Source organism: Nocardioides sp., from assembly GCF_036274455.1.
Lineage (GTDB): Bacteria > Actinomycetota > Actinomycetes > Propionibacteriales > Nocardioidaceae > Nocardioides.
This window is the reverse complement of the sequence record NZ_DASUFR010000159.1, coordinates 1-19,096: the sequence shown is the minus strand read 5'-3', so window position 1 is coordinate 19,096 and position 19,096 is coordinate 1. Positions and strand designations below refer to the sequence as shown.

The 19,096-nt window shown below is 71.2% G+C and carries 21 protein-coding genes; 12 read left to right on the top strand and 9 right to left on the bottom strand.

Features of this window, described 5'->3' with window-relative positions:
• Positions 1 to 7: 7 nt before the first annotated feature.
• Positions 8 to 2,134 (top strand): excinuclease ABC subunit UvrB, encoded by a 2,127-nt coding sequence (gene uvrB / locus VFV89_RS15820; protein WP_329706919.1) that lies wholly within the window; start codon positions 8 to 10, stop codon positions 2,132 to 2,134.
• Between the two features lie 384 nt (positions 2,135 to 2,518).
• Positions 2,519 to 3,790: an MFS transporter gene (locus VFV89_RS15815; RefSeq protein ID WP_329706917.1), complete on the top strand. Its 1,272-nt coding sequence runs from the start codon at positions 2,519 to 2,521 to the stop codon at positions 3,788 to 3,790.
• Here VFV89_RS15815 and VFV89_RS15810 read toward each other — a convergent pair.
• Positions 3,747 to 4,799, bottom strand: coding sequence for an AbrB family transcriptional regulator (locus VFV89_RS15810; protein ID WP_329706916.1), 1,053 nt, complete (start codon positions 4,797 to 4,799; stop codon positions 3,747 to 3,749). The two genes, VFV89_RS15815 and VFV89_RS15810, sit on opposite strands and share 44 nt — an antisense overlap.
• 48 nt (positions 4,800 to 4,847) lie before the next feature.
• Here VFV89_RS15810 and VFV89_RS15805 point away from each other — a divergent pair, with 48 nt between their 5' ends.
• Positions 4,848 to 5,402 (top strand): hemerythrin domain-containing protein, encoded by a 555-nt coding sequence (locus VFV89_RS15805; protein ID WP_329706915.1) that lies wholly within the window; start codon positions 4,848 to 4,850, stop codon positions 5,400 to 5,402.
• 15 nt (positions 5,403 to 5,417) lie between these two features.
• On the opposite strand, the gene VFV89_RS15800 is transcribed toward VFV89_RS15805, so the two are convergent.
• Complete coding sequence (locus VFV89_RS15800; RefSeq protein WP_329706914.1) at positions 5,418 to 8,087, bottom strand: hybrid sensor histidine kinase/response regulator; 2,670 nt, start codon at positions 8,085 to 8,087, stop codon at positions 5,418 to 5,420.
• Between the two features lie 192 nt (positions 8,088 to 8,279).
• On the opposite strand from VFV89_RS15800, the gene VFV89_RS15795 reads away from it, so the two are divergent.
• On the top strand, positions 8,280 to 8,627 hold the full coding sequence (locus VFV89_RS15795) for a DivIVA domain-containing protein (protein WP_329706913.1): 348 nt from the start codon (positions 8,280 to 8,282) through the stop codon (positions 8,625 to 8,627).
• Between the two features lie 8 nt (positions 8,628 to 8,635).
• Here VFV89_RS15795 and VFV89_RS15790 read toward each other — a convergent pair whose 3' ends face one another.
• Both VFV89_RS15790 and VFV89_RS15785 read right to left on the bottom strand, forming a co-directional pair.
• Positions 8,636 to 9,313 carry an ion channel gene (locus VFV89_RS15790; RefSeq protein WP_329706912.1) on the bottom strand — a complete coding sequence of 226 codons (678 nt, stop codon included), beginning with the start codon at positions 9,311 to 9,313 and terminating at the stop codon, positions 8,636 to 8,638.
• Positions 9,310 to 9,870 carry a DUF1707 domain-containing protein gene (locus VFV89_RS15785; protein ID WP_329706911.1) on the bottom strand — a complete coding sequence of 187 codons (561 nt, stop codon included), beginning with the start codon at positions 9,868 to 9,870 and terminating at the stop codon, positions 9,310 to 9,312. Before VFV89_RS15785 ends, VFV89_RS15790 begins: the two co-directional genes overlap by 4 nt.
• Positions 9,871 to 10,011: 141 nt before the next feature.
• Here VFV89_RS15785 and VFV89_RS15780 point away from each other — a divergent pair, with 141 nt between their 5' ends.
• The 5 genes from VFV89_RS15780 to VFV89_RS15760 are packed head-to-tail and all read left to right on the top strand — an operon-like array spanning position 10,012 to position 13,390.
• Positions 10,012 to 10,995 carry an NAD(P)/FAD-dependent oxidoreductase gene (locus VFV89_RS15780; protein WP_329706910.1) on the top strand — a complete coding sequence of 328 codons (984 nt, stop codon included), beginning with the start codon at positions 10,012 to 10,014 and terminating at the stop codon, positions 10,993 to 10,995.
• Between the two features lie 6 nt (positions 10,996 to 11,001).
• Positions 11,002 to 11,193: a ferredoxin gene (locus VFV89_RS15775; protein WP_329706909.1), complete on the top strand. Its 192-nt coding sequence runs from the start codon at positions 11,002 to 11,004 to the stop codon at positions 11,191 to 11,193.
• A 3-nt stretch (positions 11,194 to 11,196) separates the two neighbouring features.
• Complete coding sequence (locus VFV89_RS15770; RefSeq protein WP_329706908.1) at positions 11,197 to 12,123, top strand: 3-oxoacyl-ACP reductase; 927 nt, start codon at positions 11,197 to 11,199, stop codon at positions 12,121 to 12,123.
• Between the two features lie 2 nt (positions 12,124 to 12,125).
• Positions 12,126 to 12,881, top strand: coding sequence for a glucose 1-dehydrogenase (locus VFV89_RS15765; protein ID WP_329706907.1), 756 nt, complete (start codon positions 12,126 to 12,128; stop codon positions 12,879 to 12,881).
• Positions 12,882 to 12,892: 11 nt separating this feature from the next.
• A complete protein-coding gene (locus tag VFV89_RS15760) occupies positions 12,893 to 13,390 on the top strand; it encodes a pyridoxamine 5'-phosphate oxidase family protein (RefSeq protein WP_329706906.1) in 498 nt (165 codons plus the stop codon).
• A gap of 103 nt (positions 13,391 to 13,493) precedes the next feature.
• On the opposite strand, the gene VFV89_RS15755 is transcribed toward VFV89_RS15760, so the two are convergent.
• The gene (locus VFV89_RS15755; protein ID WP_329706905.1) at positions 13,494 to 14,102 is read right to left on the bottom strand and encodes a TetR family transcriptional regulator; all 609 of its coding nucleotides are present in this window, start codon (positions 14,100 to 14,102) and stop codon (positions 13,494 to 13,496) included.
• A 174-nt stretch (positions 14,103 to 14,276) separates the two neighbouring features.
• Here VFV89_RS15755 and VFV89_RS15750 point away from each other — a divergent pair, with 174 nt between their 5' ends.
• The 3 genes from VFV89_RS15750 to VFV89_RS15740 are packed head-to-tail and all read left to right on the top strand — an operon-like array spanning position 14,277 to position 17,372.
• Entirely contained in the window at positions 14,277 to 15,530 is a 1,254-nt protein-coding gene (locus VFV89_RS15750; RefSeq protein ID WP_329706904.1) for a glycosyltransferase family 4 protein, read from the top strand.
• Positions 15,517 to 16,245, top strand: coding sequence for a class I SAM-dependent methyltransferase (locus tag VFV89_RS15745; protein WP_329706903.1), 729 nt, complete (start codon positions 15,517 to 15,519; stop codon positions 16,243 to 16,245). The genes VFV89_RS15750 and VFV89_RS15745 overlap by 14 nt, the downstream gene beginning before the upstream one ends.
• Positions 16,242 to 17,372: a prenyltransferase gene (locus tag VFV89_RS15740; protein ID WP_329706902.1), complete on the top strand. Its 1,131-nt coding sequence runs from the start codon at positions 16,242 to 16,244 to the stop codon at positions 17,370 to 17,372. The genes VFV89_RS15745 and VFV89_RS15740 overlap by 4 nt, the downstream gene beginning before the upstream one ends.
• Here VFV89_RS15740 and VFV89_RS15735 read toward each other — a convergent pair.
• The 4 genes from VFV89_RS15735 to VFV89_RS15720 all read right to left on the bottom strand — a co-directional run bounded on the left by VFV89_RS15735 (position 17,331) and on the right by VFV89_RS15720 (position 19,083).
• Positions 17,331 to 17,975 carry a class I SAM-dependent methyltransferase gene (locus tag VFV89_RS15735; RefSeq protein WP_329706918.1) on the bottom strand — a complete coding sequence of 215 codons (645 nt, stop codon included), beginning with the start codon at positions 17,973 to 17,975 and terminating at the stop codon, positions 17,331 to 17,333. The two genes, VFV89_RS15740 and VFV89_RS15735, sit on opposite strands and share 42 nt — an antisense overlap.
• 77 nt (positions 17,976 to 18,052) lie before the next feature.
• Positions 18,053 to 18,310 (bottom strand): hypothetical protein, encoded by a 258-nt coding sequence (locus VFV89_RS15730; protein ID WP_329706901.1) that lies wholly within the window; start codon positions 18,308 to 18,310, stop codon positions 18,053 to 18,055.
• A gap of 46 nt (positions 18,311 to 18,356) precedes the next feature.
• Complete coding sequence (locus VFV89_RS15725) at positions 18,357 to 18,614, bottom strand: hypothetical protein (RefSeq protein WP_329706900.1); 258 nt, start codon at positions 18,612 to 18,614, stop codon at positions 18,357 to 18,359.
• 112 nt (positions 18,615 to 18,726) lie between these two features.
• Positions 18,727 to 19,083, bottom strand: a complete 357-nt coding sequence (locus VFV89_RS15720; protein ID WP_329706899.1) for a hypothetical protein — start codon at positions 19,081 to 19,083, stop codon at positions 18,727 to 18,729.
• Between the last annotated feature and the right edge of the window lie 13 nt (positions 19,084 to 19,096).

Here is a 19,096-nt window from a genome sequence, read left to right as displayed (position 1 = left end):
CACCGACATCCGGCCGACCCAGGGGCGATTCCAGGTCATCAGCGAGTTCGAACCCTCGGGCGACCAGCCGACGGCGATCAAGGAGCTCGCCGAGCGGGTCAACCGGGGGGAGCAGGACGTCGTCCTGCTCGGGGCCACCGGCACCGGCAAGACCGCGAGCGTCGCGTGGGCGGTCGAGCGGCTGCAGCGGCCGACGCTGGTGATGCAGCCCAACAAGACGCTCGCCGCGCAGTTCGCCAACGAGCTGCGGCAGCTGATGCCCAACAACGCGATCGAGTACTTCGTCTCCTACTACGACTACTACCAGCCCGAGGCCTACGTCCCGCAGACGGACACCTACATCGAGAAGGACTCCTCGATCAACGAGGAGGTCGAGCGGCTGCGCCACTCGGCGACCAACTCGCTGCTGACCCGACGCGACGTGATCGTGGTGTCGACGGTGTCGTGCATCTACGGCCTCGGCACCCCGCAGGAGTACGTCGACCGGATGATCCGGCTGCGGGTGGGGGAGGAGCACGACCGCGACTCGATCCTGCGGCGGCTCGTCGAGATCCAGTACACCCGCAACGACATGACCTTCACCCGCGGCACCTTCCGCGTGCGCGGCGACACCCTCGAGGTGTTCCCGGTCTACGAGGAGCACGCGGTCCGCATCGAGTTCTTCGGCGACGAGATCGAGCGGCTGATGACGCTGCACGCCGTCACCGGCGAGGTGCTGACGGAGGACGAGGAGCTGCACATCTTCCCGGCGACCCACTACGTCGCCGGTCCCGAGCGCATGGAGCGGGCGATCCGCGGCATCGAGCTCGAGCTCGAGGACCAGCTCCGGTTCTTCGAGAAGCAGGGCAAGATGCTCGAGGCACAGCGGCTGCGGATGCGCACGACGTACGACATCGAGATGATGCGCCAGGTCGGCTCGTGCTCGGGCATCGAGAACTACTCGATGCACATCGACGGCCGCACCCGCGGCTCGGCGCCCAACTGCCTGCTCGACTACTTCCCCGAGGACTTCGTCCTCGTCATCGACGAGTCGCACGTCGCGGTGCCGCAGATCGGCGGCATGTACGAAGGCGACATGTCCCGCAAGCGCAACCTCGTCGAGCACGGCTTCCGCCTGCCCAGCGCGATGGACAACCGGCCGCTGCGCTGGGAGGAGTTCCTCGAGCGGATCGGCCAGACCATCTACCTCTCTGCGACCCCCGGCAACTACGAGCTCGACAAGGTCGGCGGCTCCACGCCGCCCGCCGTCGTCGAGCAGATCATCCGGCCCACCGGTCTGGTCGACCCGCAGGTGGTGGTCAAGCCGACCAAGGGCCAGATCGACGACCTGATCCACCAGATCAACGAGCGGACGGCCAAGAACGAGCGGGTCCTGGTCACGACCCTGACCAAGAAGATGTCCGAGGACCTCACCGACTACCTCCTCGACGCCGGCATCCGCACCCGCTACCTCCACTCCGAGGTCGACACGCTCAAGCGGATCGAGCTGCTGCGCGACCTGCGGCTGGGGGAGTACGACGTCCTGGTCGGCATCAACCTCCTGCGCGAGGGGCTCGACCTGCCCGAGGTCTCGCTGGTGTCGATCCTCGACGCCGACAAGGAGGGGTTCCTGCGCTCGGACAAGTCGCTGATCCAGACGATCGGACGCGCGGCCCGCAACGTCTCCGGCGAGGTGCACATGTATGCCGACTCGGTCACGCCCTCGATGGAGGCGGCGATCGACGAGACCAACCGGCGTCGCGACAAGCAGATCGCGTTCAACAAGGCCAACGGCATCGACCCGACCCCCTTGCGCAAGAAGATCGCCGACATCACCGAGATGCTCGCCCGCGAGGACGAGTCCACCCAGGCCCTGCTCCAGACCTGGGCCGGCACCGAGGCCAAGGGCCGGGCGGGTGGCGTCAAGGCCAAGCAGGGCCAGCCGGTGCCGCGGCTGCGTGAGTCCGACGCGGGCAAGCACGCCGCCGACCTGGCCGGGCTGCCCTCGGCCGACCTCGCGCAGCTGATCCAGGACCTCACCGACCAGATGAAGGCCGCTGCTGCGGAGCTCCAGTTCGAAGTCGCCGCGCGGCTGCGCGACGAGATCAGCGAGCTCAAGAAGGAGCTGCGGCAGATGATGGAAGCCACGAAGTAGCCGGGCCCGAACACCTCCCCGAGGTCTGGTTCTGTCGCGAATCCTCCCGTAGATGGGGGATGACACCCCTCATGCCGGAGATATCCTTTCGGGTGAGGGAGGGCTCGCGCAGCGGGCCCTGTCGCGGACCCGGCTGCTTAGTTCTCGGGCAGTCGCTGATCCCCCGGGCTGCCGAGGGCCGGTCCTCGTCGGCCCGTTCGGTGAGGCCGGTCCGGCAGCACGAGCCGCGAGACGGCGAGACACCCCGCCGCGGCGATCCCCCAAACGCACGGCGAGGTGTCTACGTCCCTTTGACCGGACCATAGGGGCTCTCGGTTCGGTTGCGCCATGGCACATTGGGGCCACTCCACGTGAGCGCCCTAGCCTGTCTCGAGTGATGTGGGAGTGAGCCGGGCCTGGACCGTGTGGGGCGTCGCCCTGATGGCCTACCTCCTCGCGATCTTCCACCGCTCGAGCCTGGCCGTGGCCGGGCTGGCCGCGGCGGACCGGTTCCACATCAGCGCCGCTCAGCTCGCGACCTTCACCACGCTGCAGCTCCTGGTATACGCCGGCATGCAGATCCCCGTCGGGCTGCTCGTGGACCGCTTCGGGCCGCGCACGGTGATCCTGACCGGCGCCATCGTCCTCACGCTCGCGCAGTCCGGCTTCGCCCTGGCCGACTCCTACGGCGCCGCGCTGCTCGCACGGTTCTTCGTCGGCATGGGCGACGCCATGACCTGGATCTGCCTGCTCCGGCTGGTCGCGAGCTGGTTCCGCGGCCGCCGCATCCCGTTCGTCACCGCCCTGTCGGGCACCCTGGGCCAGCTCGGCGCCATCGCCGCGGCCGCGCCGATGACCTGGGCGCTCGGCCACCTCGGCTGGACCGACGCCTACCTCGTCGCTGCCGGGGTCAGCGTGGTGGTCACGGTCGCGGTGGCCGTCGTCGTCCACGACACCCCCGACGACAGGGTCGTGCGCGGCCCGCGGCTCACCTTCTCCGCGATCAGGGAGAGCCTGGGCGCGAGCTGGCAGCACCCCGGCACCCGGCTCGGCTTCTGGATGCACTTCGTCACCCAGTTCAGCGCGACCGCGATGACCCTGCTCTGGGGCTTCCCCTTCCTGGTCCGCGGCGAGCACCTCAGCGCCGGCCGCGCCAGCCTGCTGCTCAGCCTGGTGGTGGTCGCCGTGATGTACAGCGGCCCCACCATCGGCTGGCTGATCGGCCGGCACCCGTGGCACCGCTCCACCGCGGTCCTCGCCATCGTCTGGGCGATGGTCATCACGTGGACCGCGGTCCTGGCCTGGCCGGGCAGCGCGCCGTTCTGGCTCCTCGTGGTCCTGACCCAGGTGATCGGCATCGGCGGCCCGGCCTCGATGATCGGCTTCGACCTGGCCCGCACCTCCAACCCGGCCGAGCGGCTCGCCAGCGCCAACGGGATCATCAACCAGGCCGGTTTCTCCGCCAGCCTCGTGCTGGTCGTCGCGATCGGGCTGATCCTCGACTGGCGCACGCCGGGCGCGAGCACGAGCTACGACGCGAGCGACTTCCGGTGGGCGATGTGCGCGCAGTACCCGCTCTGGGCGCTGGGTCTCCTGCAGGTCTGGCGCTACCGCCTGCGGACCCGAGCCGTCGTCAACCGTGCCGAGCTGACAGCCAGCGCGCGAGCAGAGGGGTGAGCGCCAGGATGACGAGCAGCCGGCACAGCTGGACGGCGAGCACGTAGGTCACGTCCGACCCCGCGTCCGACGCGGTCGAGAGCACCGCGAACAGCCCACCCGGCGTGGTGGCGAGGTACGCCGTGAGGCCGTCCACCGGCGTCCACCACGCCAGCATCGCGCCGACGGCCGCGGTCGCCGCGACCATGCCCACGGTGAGCGCCAGCACCGTCGGCAGCATCCGGGCGATCGAGGCCAGGCTGGCGCGGGTGAACCGCAGCCCGACCTGGACCCCGATCAGCCCGAACGCGAGCCACTGGATCGGGGTGGGCACCCGCGCGTCGCCGAGCCAGCCACCGAGTGCGAGCACGACGGCCACCGCCAGCGGGCCGAGCAGCGAGGCCGTCGGGAACCTCACCAGCCGGGCCAGCAGGAGCCCGACGGCCAGGGAGACGGCCACGAAGGCGAGGTCGCGGAGCCAGCCGGCGCCCGCGGAGGCCAGCCGCCCGTGTCCGTGGGAGGGGTGGAACACCACCGCGGTGACCAGCGGCATCGCCAGCAGGACCACCAGCACGCGGAGGTACTGCACCACGGTCACGACCCGCTCGTCCGCGCCGAGGTCGCGAGCCACCGCGACGACGCCGGAAGCCCCGCCGGCGATGAGCGAGAAGACCCCGGTCACGACCGATACGTCCGAGCGAAGCGCCAGCAGCCGCCCGGCGAGGATCGAGAGCAGGAGCGTGGCCACCAGGACCACGCCGATCGGGAGCAGCTCGTGGCTGATCCTCTCGAGCGCGGGCAGGGTGACCACCGCGCCGATGACCACGCCGATCACGCCCTGGGCCATCCGGTAGAGCGACTTCGGGACCGCGATGACCGTCGGAGAGGTCAGTGCGTGCGCCATCCCCGCGATCAAGGAGGCGAACAGCACCGCGGACGGCAGGTGGACCAGCGACATGGCCACGCCCAGCACCACGGTGAGCCCGACGACGAGGGCGAGCGAGGCTCGCGGGGAGCGCTCACCGGTCATCACGGTCACCCTAGGTTGCCGGGCGGCCGGCCGGGGTACCAGCCGTCCGTGACTGAGACCGACATCGACCTCGGCCGGCCGATCCAGGGCGATGTGATCGACCTGATCCTCGACGACCACCGCCGCTTCGAGGCGCTGCTCCGCGACCTTCGGGACAGCTCACAGGACCGCGATGCCGTACGCCGGGCGCTGGCCACGCTGCACACCGCGCACGCGATCGCCGAGGAGACCCACGTCTATCCGAAGCTGGAGCGCAAGGACGCGATCAGCGAGGACGAGGCCGAGCACGGGGAGCACGAGCACGCCGAGGGCCACGTGGCGATGCTCGCCGTGCTCGAGCGCAAGGGCACCGACACCCAGGCCTTCGACGACGCCGTCGAGGAGCTGGCCAGGATCGTCAACCACCACCTCACCGAGGAGGAGCTGACGATCCTCAACCCCGCGCGGGAGGAGGTGGCCGACCAGGCCCGCGCCGAGCTCGGGCAGAGGTTCGCCGCCGAGCGCAACCGGCAGATCGACGCCGGCTGCGGCACTGTCGACCAGCTCCGCGAGCTGGTCGCCGACGCCCGCCGGGAGGGGCTGCTCGACGACGACGAGGAGTGACCCGCCAGCTGCTGGCTAGCCCGCCCGCGCCGGGAACTGCTCGCGCTGGTAGGCCCGCAGCGCCGCCAGGTCGGCGACCATGCCCTCGGCCAGCGCGGGCAGGGCGGCCGCAGCGTCCTCGAGTGAGCCGCTCGCGACACGTTCCTCGACCTCGCGGGCGCTCTCGCCGAGCGTCACCGCGCCGAGGTTGAGGGCCGAGCCGGCCAGCTGGTGGGCCACCGTGCGGAGCTGGTCGGCGTCGCCCGCCGCCGCTGCGTCGGTCATGGTGGCGACCTGGGCCTCGACGCGCCCGAGGAAGTTCGCGATGGCCCGGTCGACGTACGACGACCCGTCGTCGGGGTCGTCGAGCTCGCGGAGCTCCTCGAGCCGGGCGAGGTCGAGCCGGTCGGCGTACGACGGACCCGGCGCCAGCCACCGGTCCAGGGTCTCCGCCAGCCGGGCGGCGTCGACCGGCTTGGTGAGGTAGTCGTCCATCCCGGCGGCCAGACAGCGCTCTCGCTCACCCTCGACTGCCGCCGCGGTCATGGCGATGATCGGCAGCCGCGGCCCCGCCTCGTGGGTGCGGATGTGCCGGGTCGCGGTGTAGCCGTCCATGTGCGGCATCTGCACGTCCATCAGGATCGCGTCGAACCCGCCGTCACGAGCGGCCTCGATCGCGGCGCGGCCGTCGTCCGCGGTGGCCGTGCGGTAGCCGAGCGCCCGCAGCAGCCCGGTGGCGACCAGCTGGTTCACCGGGTTGTCCTCGACGACGAGGACGCGGCCCTTGTCCGCCGACTCCTCGCCGCTCCCGAGGGCAGGCACTGTGGGCACGTCCCCGGTCAGCACCCGCAGCAGTGACGCCCGCAGCTCGCTGGGCAGGACCGGGTTGGCCAGCACCTCGCGGTCACCACCGACGCGCAGCTCCAGCCCGCGGTCGAGCTCGACCAGGACCGCGTCGTAGCCGTCGGCCACCGACGACGACGTCTGGACGGCGAGCCCCCACCAGGCGAGCTGCTCGGCCCACATCCACCCGTGCAGCGGATCGGCGGTGACCACCAGGGCACGGAGCCCCGACATCCGCTCCCGGGCCCGCGCGTCGAGGGACTGGTCCACGAACGGCTCGGTGCCCTCGTCGAGGACCACCGTGCAGCTGAAGATGCTGCCGCCGCCGGGGTTCGGCGTGTACTCGAGCGCGCCGCCCATCGCGGCCACCAGCTCGCTCGAGATGGCCAGCCCGAGCCCCGTGCCGCCGTAGATCCTGGTGGTGGAGGAGTCGGCCTGGGTGAACGGGTCGAAGAGGTGGCCGACCTTCGATCGGGGCACACCCACACCGGTGTCGCTGACCTCGACCCGCAGCCGCACCCGGTCGCCGTCCGGCTCCGCGGTCGTGCGGACCACGATCCCGCCCTGCTCGGTGAACTTGACCGCGTTGGCGACCAAGTTGGTGACCACCTGCGCCAGCCGGGTCGGGTCACCGGAGAGCACGGCGGGCACGTCGGGGTGGCAGGAGAGGACCAGGTCCAGGCCCTTGTCCCGGATCGGCTCGGTCAGCATGCCGGCGACCTGCTCGAGCAGCGGCCGGATCTCGAAGTCGAGCCGCTCCAGCTCGAGGCGGCCCGCCTCGATCTTGGAGAAGTCGAGGATGTCGTTGATCAGGCCGAGCAGGGTCCGGCTGGCGACCTGGACCCCGGAGGCCAGCCGCTGCTGCTCGGTGGTGAGCTCGGTGCGCAGCAGCAGGTCGTTGAGGCCGATCACGCCGTTGAGCGGCGTGCGGATCTCGTGGCTCATCGTGGCCAGGAACTCCGACTTCTGCCGGGACGCCTGCATCGCCGCGTCCCGGGCCCGCGCCACCTGGGCCTGCGCACGCTCGCGCTCGGCCACCCGGGCCAGCTGCTCGGCGGCCCGCTCGACCATCGTCTCGATCAGCTCGAAGCGGTAGAGCGGGGGAGCGGAGGTGAGGGTGACGACGGCGTACACCTCGTCGCCGAGCAGGACCGGGAAGGCGATGGTCAGCTTGTCGTCGTCCCAGACCCAGTGGCGCGCGTCGTGTGCGCGCTGGGCCAGGCTCCGCTCCAGCGGCGCCCGCGGGTCACCGGCGTCGCCGTCGGGGTCCGTGCCCTCGGGGAAGAACGGCTCGACCCGTCCGCTGCCGTCCGCGGCGGGCACGAAGGCCCGGGCCCGCTCCCAGTCGTCATGGAGCAGCACGAGGTCGCGGGCCTGCAGCAGTACCTCGCCCAGCGACTCGGCCTCGTTGGCGGCGCTGGCCACGGCCTGCATCAGGTTGTTCTGGGCGACCTGGTCCTCGAGAGCGGCCTCACTCTCCTCGAGGGAGGCGACCAGCTCGTGGTGCCGGGTGTTGTCGGAGTAGCGGTGCAGCAGCGCCCTCGGCCGGCCGTCATCGTCGAGGAGGACGGACTCGCTGCAGAGCACCCACAGGATCTCGCCGTCACTGCGTACCCACTGCACCTCGACGGCCCCGTCGTTGGGCCGACCCTCGCGGACCTCGGCGAGGTGTGCGCGGAACTGCGCGCGGCCGTCCTCGTCGAGGGTGTCGAAGACCGTCAGCGCGGCCAGCTGCTCGGGGTCGATCCGGTGCATCCGGGCGATCTCCGGGTTGGCGTAGACGGTCCGCCCGTCGAGGTCGAGCACCCAGATGCCGTCCGTGGACGCCTCCACGATGTCCCGGTAGAGCTGCGAGAGGTCCATGACCTACCTCCAGACAGGGACGCTATCCCGGGACGGGTGTGTCCTGTGGGACTTTTGAAAAGTCTCGCGAGGCGGGACGACCGCGGTCTCCGGCCCGAGGGTGGGACGGCGTGCGCGAGCCACCGGTCCAGCCATCCGGGTGAATCTTCGCGTTCCGGCCCGAAGACACCGGTTCGCGAGGACCATGACCCCGTGGACGGTGAGACGCGCGACACAGCCCAGGACGCGCCGGACAAGGTCAGCCCGGAGCAGCTGATCGGCTACCTGCGCAAGGCGCACTTCGACGGCACCCGCGGCCGGCGCGGCTACCATCAGGGCGAGGTCAACGCGTTCCTCCTTCGGCTGGCCGAGGCGGTCGAGGAGGGCGAGCCCCTCGCCGGCCTGGTCCGGCGGCACAAGCTCACGCAGGTGCGGCTCGAGCACGGCTACGAGATCAAGGAGGTCGATGACTTCCTGGCCGCCGTGGTCGACCTCGACCCGCACGCACATGCCAGGCCGTCCCTGCGCCGCAGCGGCCTGGTGACCAAGCTGTTCGGCTGAGGAACGAGCTAGTCCCGTGGGTCCGAGCGCGTCGCGGCCCGGACGACCGTGAGCCCCACCAGCCGGGCGATCACCAGGGCGACGTAGAGCACCCCCGCCAGCTGCTCGACCATCACCAGCGAGCGGGCGTGCCCGCCGACCGGCACCACGTCGGAGAGGCCGACGCTGGTGAGGTTGGTGAACGACAGGAACAGCAGGTTGAACCAGCTCTGCTCGGAGCCGGACGCGCCGGTGAAGGAGCTCGGCCAGAGGACCTGCGCACCGGCGTACACGTAGGCGAACGCCCACGCGACCACGGTGAACGCCGCCCCGGTGGCGAACAGCTCGTCGGTGGTGACCCGGTCGTCGGCGAAGAGGTAGCGGATCATCGCGTAGGAGACGTAGAAGTAGAACGGCGCGTGCACGGCGACCGAGGTCAGGACGATCCAGTCGACCTCCGGCCGGACCGCTTCGAGGACCGCGAAGACCATCGCGGGCACTCCGAGCAGCAGCGCCACCCAGCTGAGCGCCGGTGTCAGCCGGACCGCGGCGAGCGCCGAGAGGACCAGCACCATCTGCCCGACGCCGAGGACCGCCCGGCCTGCTGTCGAGGTGTCGAGGAACGGGAAGGCCAGCACCACCAGGAGCTGCCCGACCAGCAGTACCCCCGAGGGATGGTGGCGCAGCGCGAGCCAGACCCGGTTCACTGGCCGAGCTGCCGCTTCTTGTTCCGGGCCTCGATCTCCTTGGCACGCTTGCGCTCGAGCCGCTTGACCTCGTTGTCGACGATCTCGCGCTTGCCGATGACCACGCGGATGAGGTTCATCAGCGCGAAGGCGTTGACGATCAGCGGCCACGGGAACTCGCCGAACATGACGATCGCCCAGATGGTCCACGTCACCAGCGCCGATCCCACGAAGCCGACGAACGCCTCGCGCCGGTCGTGCCGCCACTTCTCCAGGGCCCGCTGCTGGATCTCGGCCGACGAGGCGGACGCCAGCGGCACCTTCGCCGGCAGCAGCGGCCGGTCGGGGACCAGGTCGGCCACCAGCGGCGGCAGCTGACCGAGGGTCCGGGCCTGCAGGGTCGCCGCGGTCCGCTCGTCGTACTCCTCACGGTCGAGACGGCCGTCCGCGAACGCCTCGGTCAGCACGTTGTGGACGATGTCGCGGTCCGCGTCGGCGGCGCGCAGCGGCGCCACCGCTGGGTCGCGCGGATCGTGCTGGAACGACGCCCAGACGTCCCGAGCTGCTCGGTCGTCCACAGCCGCGAGGGTAACGCGGGCGCCGCGGCGCCGTGGGCCGGGGAGACCCTGGCGGGGGAGTGGCCGACCAGGGGCCCGGCGTGCGAAACTAGAACACGTTCCAGTCCGGGACGGCGACCCGAGCGTGGAAGGATCGACGCCGTGAGTGCAGCCGGCACGGTCGTCGAGACCGACCTCCTGATCATCGGCGCGGGTCCCACGGGGCTTTTCGCCACCTACTACGCAGGCTTCCGCGGCCACCGGGTCGCGGTCATCGACTCGCTGCCCGAGCTCGGTGGCCAGGTCACCGCGATGTACCCCGAGAAGCAGATCTTCGACGTGGCCGGGTTCCCGAGCGTCAAGGGCCGGATCCTGGTCGACGCCCTGGTCGAGCAGGCGGCGACCGCGAAGCCGGAGTACCTCCTCAACCGAACCGCGACCGGGTTGGCCCACGACGACGACGGCGCCACGGTCACCTGCGACGACGGGACCGAGATCCGGGCCGGCGCGGTGCTCATCACCGCGGGCATCGGCAAGTTCAGCCCGCGGCCGCTGCCGGCCGGCGAGGGCTGGCTGGGGCGGGGCATGGAGTTCTTCGTCCCGAGCTTCGAGCCGTACGCCGGCAAGGACGTCGTCATCGTGGGCGGCGGTGACAGCGCCTTCGACTGGGCACTCAACCTGACCGGCATCGCCCGCAGCATCGCGCTGGTGCACCGCCGCGACGCGTTCCGCGCGCACGAGCGCACCGTCCAGCAGGTCATGGAGTCCGAGGTCGAGATCATCACCAAGGCACAGGTGAGCGAGCTCCGTGGCGACGGGACGCTGGAGTCGGTCGTGCTCGACGTCGACGGCGAGACGGTCACCAGGCCGACCCAGGCCCTGGTCGCGGCGCTCGGCTTCGTGGCCGACCTCGGTCCGCTCCAGTCCTGGGGGATCGAGGTCTCCAAGCGGCACGTCATCGTCGACTCGGCGATGCGGACCAACCTGCCGCGGGTCTTCGCCGCCGGCGACATCACCGAGTACGACGGCAAGGTGCGCCTGATCGCCGTCGGCTTCGGCGAGGCGGCGACCGCCGTCAACAACGCCACGGTGGCGATCGACCCGACCGCGCACGTCTTCCCCGGTCACTCGAGTGAAGGAAGCTAGCCAGAGATGAAGATCCAGGTCGACTACGACCTCTGCGAGTCCAACGCGCTCTGCGAGGCGATGGCGCCCGATGTGTTCGAGGTCGACGACAACGACGACCTCCAGCTCAGGACCGACCAGACGACGGACGCGAACCTCGAGGCCGTCAAGCGGGCGGTGGCCGCCTGCCCGCGCGCGGCGATCTCGCTCGTGGACTGAGCGTTGGCCACCCAAGAGCAGAGCACGTCGCTCGACGGCCGGGTCGCGGTCGTCACCGGGGCGGGCGCCGGCCTGGGCAGGGCGGAGGCGGCCGCGCTGGCCCGCGCCGGCGCGCGGGTCGTGCTCAACGACCTGCCCGGCGCCGCGGACGAGGCTGCCGACGAGCTCAAGGGGCTCGGCGCCGAGGTCGCGATCGTCGAGGGCGACGTGGGCGAGCGGGCCACGGCCGACGCGATGCTGGCCGCCGCGGTCGAGGGGTTCGGCCGGCTCGACGTCGTGGTCAACAACGCCGGCATGACCCGCGACCGGATGCTGTTCAACCTCTCCGACGAGGAGTGGGACGACGTGATCCGGGTCCACCTGCGGGGCCACTTCCTGCTCTCGCGCAACGCGGCGGCGTACTGGCGGTCGCTGTCGAAACAGGCCGACGCACCGGTCTTCGGCCGGATCGTCAACACCGCGTCCGAGGCGTTCCTGGGCGGCTCGCCCGGCCAGGCCAACTACGCCGCGGCCAAGGGCGGCATCGCGGCGCTGACCCTCTCGACCGCCCGTGGGCTGGCGCGGCTCGGCGTGACCGCCAACGCGATCTGTCCTCGGGCCCGGACCGCGATGACCGCGCAGGTCTTCGGCGAGGACACCTCCGGCGCGGAGGTCGACCTCTACTCGCCCGAGCACGTGGCGCCGCTGGTCGCCTACCTCGCCTCGCCGGCCGCGGAGAGGATCACCGGCCAGGTCTTCGTCGTCTACGGCGGGATGGTCGCACTGCTCGCGGCGCCGGTCGTCGAGCAGCGCTTCGACAAGGCCGGGACGCTCTGGGACGCCGCAGACCTCGACCGCCAGCTGGGCGCCTACTTCGCGGGGCGCGACCCCTCCGTCGGCTTCGCGGCCGACTCGATCATGGCTCTGCAGATCTCCAACGGGGAGCTCTGACCGTGGGCCGCCTGGACGGCAAGGTCGCCATCGTCACCGGCGGTGCGATGGGCCAGGGCGCGGGCATCGTCCGCGCCTACGTCGCGGAGGGCGCGTCGGTCGTGGTCGCCGACGTGGCGAAGGACCAGGGCCAGGCGCTCGCCGACGAGCTCGGCCCGTCCGCGCACTTCGCCGACCACGACGTCTCCTCCCCGGCGGCCTGGGAGTCGCTGGTCGCGGACACCAACCAGCGGTTCGGGCCGGTGAGCGTGCTGGCCAACAACGCCGGCATCCTGCGGTTCGGGACCGTCGAGGCGATGCCGGTCGACGAGGTCGAGCTCCTCTGGCGGGTCAACCAGCTCGGCTGCTGGCTCGGCATGCAGGCCGTCGTCCCGACCATGAAGGCACGCGGCGGCGGCTCGATCATCAACGCGTCCTCGACCGAGGGGCTGGGCGGCATGGCGAACACGGTGGCCTACGGCGCGACCAAGTTCGCGATCCGCGGGATGACCAAGGGCGCCTCGCACGAGCTCGGCCCGTTCGGCATCCGGGTCAACTCGGTGCACCCCGGGATGATCGACACCCCGATGACGCGGGTGCACGGGGGCGACCTGGCCATGGAGTACGGCGCCTCGAAGGTCCCGCTGCGACGCGTCGGCCACCCCGAGGACGTGGCTCCGCTCTACGTCTTCCTGGCCAGCGACGAGTCGTCCTACATCAACGGTGCGGAGATCGCCGTCGACGGCGGCGTCACGGCGACGCACGCCTTCGGCGGCTGAGGGCAGAGCCGATGGCCAACCAGCGAGCCCAGGTCGTCATGGACGACGACGAGGTCTGGGAGTTCCTGCGCCGGCAGCGCTCCTCGACCGTGGCTACCTACGGCCCGCAGGGCCGGATCCACCTGGTCGGGATGTGGTACGCCGTCATCGACGGCCAGGTCTGGATCGAGAGCAAGGCCAAGTCGCAGAAGGTGGTCAACCTGCGCCGGGACCCGCGGATGTCGTTCCTCGTCGAGGCCGGCCACACCTACGACCAGCTGCGCGGGGTGTCGCTCGAGGGTGCCGGCGTCGTGGTCGAGGACCCGGCTGTGGTGTGGGACGTGTGCGTGGACGTCTTCGGGCGCTACAACGGCGACTACAGCGAGGACATGAGGCCGTTCGTCGAGGTGATGGCCAAGAACCGCGTCGCCGTCCGTCTCGACGTCGACCGGGTCCGGTCGTGGGACCACCGCAAGCTGGGGCTCCCCCCGATGGAGCTGGGCGGGTCGACGGCACATTTCGTGGAGTGAGCTTGCTGGACCCGGCTTTGCCGAGGATCTCCGGCACCAGGTGCCGATCTCCCTCCGCAAACCCACCGATGGGGCCGGTAGGCGCGCGGGCACCCACGGGAGCTCAGTCGCGCAGCAGCAGGTGGACAGCCTTCTCCATGTGGGCGGCGGTCTCGGTGGCGGAGGTCCGGCCGGTGACCCAGCCGACCAGGGCGGAGAGCCACACGTCGCCGATCACGCGGGCGATGGCGACGTCGTCCTCGGTGACCTCGGTGTGCTCCTGCTCAGGGTGCATGGCCCGGGTGAGCATCCGGGTGAGCAGCATGCCCACGGTGTGGATCTCGGACTGCACCGAGGCGTCGGCGAACATGAACGCCCGGGTCAGGGCCTCGGTCAGGTGCGGGTCGCCCTGGAGGCCGCGGGTGGTCTTGCGGAGCACGTAGATGACCCGGTCGGAGGCGGTGTCGCCGGGGATCGGCTTGTCGCGCAGCGTGGTCTCGGCGCGCTCGAACTCACGTCCGAGGGCGGAGACGAGCAGGTGGATCTTCGAGGGGAAGTAGCGGTAGAGGGTGCCCAGCGCGACGTCCGCCTGCTCGGCCACGGCCCGCATCTGGACCGCGTCGAAGCCACCCTGGGTCGCCAGGGCGATCGTGGCGTCGAGGATCCGCTTGCGCCGGTCCCGCTGCGCGGCCGACCCGAGCTCTTCGACCGTCAGAGAGTTCGTGGTGCTCACGTGCAACCTTCCAGAAGGTGGTGCGTCCAGCCCTCGTTGGGTCTGTTCATTAGGCTATCAACGAGTGGTCCATAATAGGAACACGTTCCAGTTTCGCGTGTTTCATCGACCGTTCGAGCACGTCGCAGGGCCGGCCCGCCGGGTTGCGCAAGCCGACACGAGGAGGTCCCGACGGTGCGGATCGCATTGCTGTCCTACCGCAGCAAGCCACACTGCGGAGGGCAGGGGATCTACCTGCGCCACCTGAGCCGAGAGCTGATCGCGCTCGGGCACACGGTCGAGGTGTTCTCGGGCCAGCCCTACCCCGAGCTCGACGAGGGCGTGAAGCTCACCACGGTGCCGAGCCTCGACCTCTACCGGGAGCCGGACCCGTTCCGGGTGCCGAAGCTGAAGGAGTTCCGCGACCGCGTCGACGTCGAGGAGTTCCTCACCATGTGCGTGGCCGGCTTCCCCGAGCCCAAGACGTTCGGCACCCGCGTCGTGAGGCTGCTCAGGGAGCGGACCGGTGACTTCGACGTCGTCCAGGACAACCAGGTGCTGTCCTACGGGATGCTCGAGATCGAGAAGATGGGCCTCCCGCTCGTCACGACGATCCATCACCCGATCACCTTCGACCGCCGCATCGACCTCTCGCAGACGCGCAACCCGTGGCGCAAGCTCACGCTCAGCCGCTGGTACGGCTTCCTGCGCATGCAGGGCCGGGTCGCCCGCCGGGCCCGCACGATCATCACACCGTCCGAGGCCTCCAAGCGCGACATCGCCAAGGACTTCGGCGTCGACCCCGCCCGGATGCAGGTGATCCTCCTCGGCGTGGACGACATCTTCGTGCCGCCGGCGCAGCCGCGGGTGAAGGGCCGGATCATGGCCATGGCGAGCGCCGACGCGCCGATGAAGGGGATCGCGACGCTGCTCGAGGCCTTCGCCAAGCTCCGCACCGAGCGCGAGGTCGAGCTGATCCTGGTCACCCAGCCCAAGCCCGGCGGCCGCACCGAGAAGCTGATCGACAAGCTGTCGATCACCGACTGCGTCCGGTTCGTGCACGGCATCAGCGACGCCGAGCTGGTCGAGCTGATGGGGTCGGCCGAGGTCGCCTGCGTGCCCAGCCTCTATGAGGGCTTCTCGCTGCCGACCGCAGAGCTGATGGCCTGCGGCACACCGCTCATCGCTTCACGTGCCGGCGCCATCCCCGAGGTGGTCGGCCCGGACGGGCTCTGCTCCGACCTGGTCGCTCCCGGCGACGTCGGCGAGCTCAGGTCGGCCCTCGCTGCGCTGCTCGACGACCCTGAGCGCCGGGAGCGGTACGGCGCCAACGGGCGCCGCCGCGTCGAGGAGCTGTTCAGCTGGCGAGCTGTCGCGGCCCAGGTGGTGCAGGTCTACGAGGAGACGATCCGCGACTACCACGAGGAGAACGCCCGTGCTGACCGTTGACTTCGACCGCCTGGGGCTGCGCCCGGGTGACCGGGTGCTCGACATGGGCTGTGGCGCGGGCCGCCACGCGTTCGAGATGTACCGCCGCGGTGCCGACGTCATCGCCTTCGACATGGACGCCGACGAGCTCGCCAACGTGAGCGACCTGTTCCATGCGATGAGGCAGGCCGGCGAGGTGCCCGAGGTTGCCGAGGCCGACGTCAAGCAGGGCGACGCGCTGCAGCTGCCGTTCGCCGACGGCGAGTTCGACCGCGTCGTGGCCGCCGAGGTCCTCGAGCACATCCCGGCCGACATCCAGGCGATCGAGGAGCTGGTCCGCGTGCTCCGTCCCGGCGGCGCCCTCGCGGTCTCGGTGCCGCGCTGGTTCCCCGAGATCGTCAACTGGAAGCTCTCCGACGACTACCACAACGTCGAGGGGGGCCACATCCGCATCTACACCGACGCCGAGCTCGTCGACAAGGTCACCAAGCGCGGCATGGACTACGTCGGCAAGGGCTACGCCCACGGCCTGCACTCGCCGTACTGGTGGATCAAGTGCGCGGTGGGGGTCGACAACGACGGCCACCCGCTGGCCAGGGCCTACCACCGGCTCCTGGTGTGGGAGATCGTCAAGCAGCCCCGGGTGCTGCGGCTGGCCGGCAAGGTGCTCGACCCGGTGATCGGCAAGAGCCTGGTCCTCTACTTCCGCAAGCCCGCCGAGGACGGGCGGGCATGACGGACCTGGCTCGGCTGCCGTACGTCGAGGGCGTGCTGTCGCCGGCCCAGGTGGCCGAGAGCGCGGCGGCGATCGTGGCGATGCAGGAGCCGTGCGGCGCGGTGCCGTGGACGGTCGGCGAGCACGTCGACATCTGGAACCACGTCGAGGCGGCCATGGCCATGCTCGTCGGCGGTCAGGTCGACGCCGCCGAGCGCGCCTTCGAGTGGGTGCCGACGGTGCAGCGGGCCGACGGCTCCTGGCCGATGAAGATCGTCGGCGGCCGGGCCGAGGACGAGCGCGGCGAGGTCAACATGTCGGCCTACCTCGCGGTCGGCGTCTGGCACCACTGGCTGGTCCGCCGCGAGCTGCGGTTCGTGCAGCGGTTCTGGCCGTCGGTGCGCGCCGGGCTCGACTGGGTGGTCTCCCAGCAGCTGCCGTTCGGCGGCATCCGCTGGACGCCGACCGAGGAGTTCGCGCTGCTGGCGGGCTGCTCGAGCATCTACCAGTCGCTGCGTGCCGGCGTGGCCCTGGCCGAGCTCCTCGACGACCCCCAGCCGGAATGGGAGCTGGCCGGCGGCCGGCTGGGGCATGCCGTGCGCGAGCACGCGGACCTCTTCGCCGACAAGTCGACCTACTCGATGGACTGGTACTACCCGGTCCTCGGCGGCCCGGTCCGTGGCCGGGCGGCCTACGACCTGCTCGAGTCGCGCTGGGACGACTTCGTGGTGTCCGGGCTCGGCATCCGCTGCGTCGACACCAACCCGTGGGTCACCGGGGCGGAGACCTGCGAGCTGGCCATGGCGCTGGACATGATCGGCGACCACCGCCGCGCGGTCACCCTGCTGCGGGACATGCAGCACCTGCGCGAGGCAGACGGTCGCTACTGGACCGGCTGGGTCTACGACGACGGCGACAAGCCCGTGGACGAGCCCCGCGACGTCCACTGGCCGGTGGAGCACACGACCTACACCGCTGCGGCGGTGATCCTGGCCGTCGACGCGCTCGGCGAGGTGGCCGGGCACGGCACTGCCGGCTCCGGGATCATGCGGGGCACGTCGTTCGGACCTCACTTCGGTGAGCTCGCCCTGGAGTGCGGCTGCCCGTCACGCGAGCGGGTCGCCGGCCTCTCCGGCCGTACGGCGTAGCACGCGCATCGACCCGAGCGCCTCGACCTCCTCGAAGCCGCCGCCCTCGAGGGCGCGCAGGAAGACGTGGTAGGGCGGCTGTCCGCCGTCGGCCGGGTCGGGGAACACGTCGTGGATCACCAGCGCACCACCGGTCATCAGCCAGGGCGCCCAGCCGGTGTAGTCGTTCTGGGCGTGCTCCTCGGCGTGGCCGCCGTCGATGAAGAGCATCGACAGGGGGGTGCGCCAGTTCCGGCTGACCGTGGTGCTCCTCCCGACCACGGCCACGACCTGGTCCTCGAGGCCGGCCCGCGCGATCGTCCGGCGGAACACCGGCAGGGTGTCCATCAGCCCGGACTCGGGGTCGACCAGCGAGGAGTCGTGGTGCTCCCAGCCGGCCTGGTTCTCCTCCGACCCGCGGTGGTGGTCGACGGTGAAGACGGTCCCGCCCACCTCGCGCGCAGCCGTGCCGAGGTAGATCGCGGACTTGCCGCAGTAGGTGCCGACCTCCAGCACGGGTCCGTAGGGGAGCCGCTCGCGTGCCCAGCGGTGGAGCAGCAGCCCCTCGTCCGGCGGCATGAACCCCTTGGCCGCGAGCGCGTGCGCGAGCAGGTCGGCGGGCATGTCCGGCACGCGCCGACCCTAGATGAAATGAGACAGCCCCCCGCGGTGCGGGGGGCTGTCACAGTGACGGGCTCGGGCTACTGAGCGGCGTCCTCGAGGTGGCGGCGGAACTGCTCCAGCTGCTCCGCACGCGCCCGGTGCTCCGCCGCGTCGGCAGAGGTCGGGGCGTGCGACTTCACCTGGACCTTGGCCGCAGGAGCGGCCGGGGCGCCGGGCTGTCCGTCGGAGGCCGTCTCGGTGCCGCAGGCGGCGGCACCCAGCGCGACCGCCGCGAAGGTGGCGACGGCGGCGGCGCGGGCCGGGAATCGACGGAGTCGATCGGTGTTGCTGTTCATGGTGTTTCCTCTCGTGGGGTCGTGCTCTCGGGTGTGGTGGCTCCGGTCAGGGGATGTAGATCTCCCGGCCGCTCGGCGCCTTGGCGTAGTGCCGGTCGGCGTACCGACGCTCCGCCGTGTCCGGGGACACGGGCGGGTGCGAGCGCTCCGCCTTGGGGGCGGGGGCCGGCGCGGCCGGTGTCCCGCCGTCCGAGGCCGTCTCGGTGCCGCAGGCGACGGCACCGAAGGCAACGGCGGCGAAGGTGGCGATGGCGGCGGCGCGGGCCGAGTATCGGCGGCGTCGTCCGGTGGTGTTGGTGTTCATGGTGGTTCCTCTCGTGGTCCTGCTCGGTGGTTTGTTGTGGTCACGGCGGCGGCTGCGACTGCCAACTCAGACATCCGGGGCAGCGGCTGGATACGACGGGTTCGAGCCGGGGTCAGGCGGCGGGGACACCGCCGCCCCCCTGGACGTGCAGGTGGCTCCTGCGCAGCTTCAGCGGCTCGGGGTGCTTCTCGATGGCGTTGCGGAGCTGGCGCAGGTAGCGCGCCTGCGCCTGCTGTGCGGCCCGACGCTCCGACGCAGCCCGGCGCTCCGCCGCGTCGGCGGAGGTGGGCGGGTGCGGCGCGGACTGGGCCTGCGGGGCCGCGGCCAGTGCGGCCGAGGGCCCGTCGTCCGACCCCGTCTCGGTGCCACATGCGGTGGCGCCGAGGAGGAGGGCGGCGAGGGTGAGGGCGGCGCGCTTCGCGTAGCGGCGTCGGGTGCTGCCTCGGGTGATGAGGGTGCTGCTGCTCATGGTGGTTCCTCTC